Origin of the sequence: Cryobacterium sp. TMT1-3 (genome assembly GCF_004402315.1) — a bacterium.
In the GTDB taxonomy this organism is placed as follows: Bacteria; Actinomycetota; Actinomycetes; order Actinomycetales; family Microbacteriaceae; genus Cryobacterium; species Cryobacterium luteum.
The window spans coordinates 1-2,838 of sequence record NZ_SOFW01000032.1 but is presented as its reverse complement, the minus strand read 5'-3'; the positions used below and the strand labels follow the sequence as shown (position 1 = coordinate 2,838).

Below are 2,838 nucleotides of genomic sequence, written 5' to 3'. Positions count from 1 at the left end.
CGCCGCCCGCCACGGGGCCCCCGCGTCGGCCGGGCCCGGCCCCGCAGCGGCCAGCGTCACGCCCGACCCGGCCGGGACCATCACCATCGTCGCCGGCGGACGTACCCGCCAGGAATCGGTGGACCACGGCCTGAGCGCCCTGCTACCGAGCATCGAGGTCGTGCTCGTGCACGACGCCGCCCGCGCCCTCACACCCGCAGCGCTCTGCGACCAGGTCGTCGCCGCCGTGCGCGCCACCGGGCACGGCATCATCCCGGGCCTGCCCGTGGTCGACACCATCAAGCGCGTCGCCGCCTCCGGAGCCATCCTGGGCACCGTCGACCGTTCCGAACTCTCCGCAGTGCAGACCCCGCAGGGGTTCCCGCGCGCCATGCTCGAGGCCGCCCGCACCTGGGCTGCGGCGAACGGCCGGTTCGAGGCGCTCACCGACGACGCAGCGCTCGTCGCCGATGCCGGGCATCCGGTGACGGTCATTGCCGGGCATCCGCTCGCCTTCAAGATCACGACGCCCGAAGACCTCGAACGGGCCGATCTGCTACTGCACGCGGCAGCGGCGCCGCTTCTTCCCCGCGTCGGCACCGGCCTCGACGTGCACGCCTTCGCCGACGACACTGAGCCCGACGCTGCGACCGAACTCTGGCTGGCGGGCCTGTACTGGCCGGGGGAGCGGGGCCTGAGCGGACACAGCGACGGCGATGTCGCCGCCCACGCCATCTGTGATGCCCTGCTCGGTGCGGCCGGCCTCGGCGATATCGGCAGCGTCTTCGGCACGGCCGACCCCCGATTCAGCGGCGCCCACGGCGATGTCTTCCTCACCGAGACCGTGCGCCTGGTGCGTGCCGCCGGCTACCTCGTGGGTAACGTCTCGGTGCAGATCATCGGCAACCGGCCCAAGTTCTCGCCCCGTCGGGCTGAGGCCGAAGCGCGACTCGCCGGTATCCTCTCGGCATCGGTCAATCTCGCCGCGACGACAACGGATGCGCTCGGCTTCACGGGTCGCGGCGAAGGCATTGCCGCGACGGCGACCGCGCTGCTCTACCCGGCGCCGACTACTGCGCCCTCTGCTGCGCCGACCGCTGCGCCCTCTGCCGCGCCCGGGCCGGGTCAGACCCCTCACCTAAACTGGGAGGCGTGACCATGCAACTGTACGATTCGAAGGCCCGGGCCTTGCGCGATTTTGTCCCCCTCGAAGCGGGTCAGGTCTCGATGTACGTGTGTGGACCCACCGTGCAGTCCAGCCCGCACATCGGTCACCTGCGCAGCGCCCTGGTCTACGACCAGCTGCGCCGCTGGCTCAGCTACCGCGGGCTCAACGTCACCTTCGTGCGCAACGTCACCGACATCGACGACAAGATCCTGATCAACGCGAATGGTTCGAGCGAGCAGTGGTGGGCCCTCGCCTACCGCTACGAGCTCGAATTCACCGCGGGCTACCAGCGCCTGGGCATTCTCGCGCCCACCTACGAGCCGCGCGCCACGGCGAGCATCTCCGAGATGCAGGCCATCATCGCCACCCTCATCGAGCGGGGCCACGCCTACGCCGCCCCCGACGCGTCCGGTGACGTCTACTTCGACAGCGCCAGCTGGGCGGCCTACGGCGCCCTCACCCACCAGTCGCCCGGCAATATGGAGGCGGCAACGGATTCCTCCCCCCGCGCCAAACGCGACCCCCGCGACTTCGCCCTGTGGAAGGGCTCGAAAGAGGGCGAGCCGGCCTCGGCCGCGTGGACCTCGCCGTGGGGCCGAGGCCGCCCCGGCTGGCACATCGAGTGCTCAGCCATGGCCGCCCGCTACCTCGGCGACCACTTCGACATTCACGGCGGCGGCCTCGACCTGCGGTTTCCGCACCACGAGAACGAGCTGGCGCAGTCGAACGCGGCCGGCAGCGACTTCGCGAACTACTGGGTGCACAACGGGCTGGTCAACGTGAACGGTCAGAAGATGAGCAAGTCGCTCGGCAACTCGGTCTTCGCGGCCGAACTGCTCGATCAGGCCCGCGCCATCGTCGTGCGCTATTTTCTCGGCGCCGCCCACTATCGCTCCACCATCGACTACAACGACGGATCGCTCGCCGAGGCTGAAGCAGCCCTCGAGCGGGTCGAGAGTTTTCTCGACCGCGCCGACCGCCGGCTGGCCGGCACCCGGTTCGCCGGGAGCGGCGTCGAGGTCGTGCCCGAAGATTTCGCCACGGCCATGGACGACGACCTTGCCGTTCCGCAGGCGCTCGGCGTGCTGCACGACACCGTGCGCGCCGGCAACGCCGCGCTGGATGCCGAAGACCTTCACGCTGCGGCATCCGCTCGCAGTGAAGTACTCGCGATGAGCGAAGTGCTGGGAATCAACCCTTTGTCGCCCGGCTGGGCCGTGGCAACAGACGAACCGGCCATGGTGGCCCTGAGCGCGTTGGTCGAGCGACTGCTCGGCGACCGCACCCTCGCCAGGGAAAACCGCGACTATGCGGCCGCAGACCGAATCCGGGACGAACTCGTCGCCGCCGGAATCACCATCGAAGACACCCCGTCGGGTGCCCATTGGAGCTTTGACTGATGAAGAATCTAGACCGCAAATCGCGTACCGGAGCGGTGCGCAAGGGCAGCCGCGGAGCCCAGGTCGGCTCCGGCGGCCAGGGCCGTCAGGCACTCGAGGGCAAAAAGCCCACCCCCAAGGCTGAAGACCGTCCGTACCACCCCGCCGGCAAGCGCAAGGCGGCGGCCGAACGGTTCACCGCGGCCGGCGGCTTCAACTCCCGTCCGGCAGCGGATGCCTCCGCCAACCGCGGCGGCTCGGCCGGCGGTCGCGGCGGCACGCCTCGCGGTGGCGCCCGCGGAGCCTCGCAGG

The 2,838-nt window shown here is 70.4% G+C and carries 2 protein-coding genes and 1 pseudogene; all 3 read left to right on the top strand.

The window, feature by feature from the left end:
* The coding region (gene ispF / locus E3O25_RS10425; RefSeq protein ID WP_134361104.1) for a 2-C-methyl-D-erythritol 2,4-cyclodiphosphate synthase at nucleotides 1-1,135 on the top strand (1,135 nt) is incomplete at its 5' end.
* Entirely contained in the window at nucleotides 1,132-2,547 is a 1,416-nt protein-coding gene (cysS, locus tag E3O25_RS10420) for a cysteine--tRNA ligase (RefSeq protein WP_134361103.1), read from the top strand. The genes ispF and cysS, both read left to right, overlap by 4 nt.
* Nucleotides 2,547-2,838: pseudogene (locus E3O25_RS17520) on the top strand (hypothetical protein); the annotation flags it as partial. The gene cysS and the pseudogene E3O25_RS17520, both read left to right, overlap by 1 nt.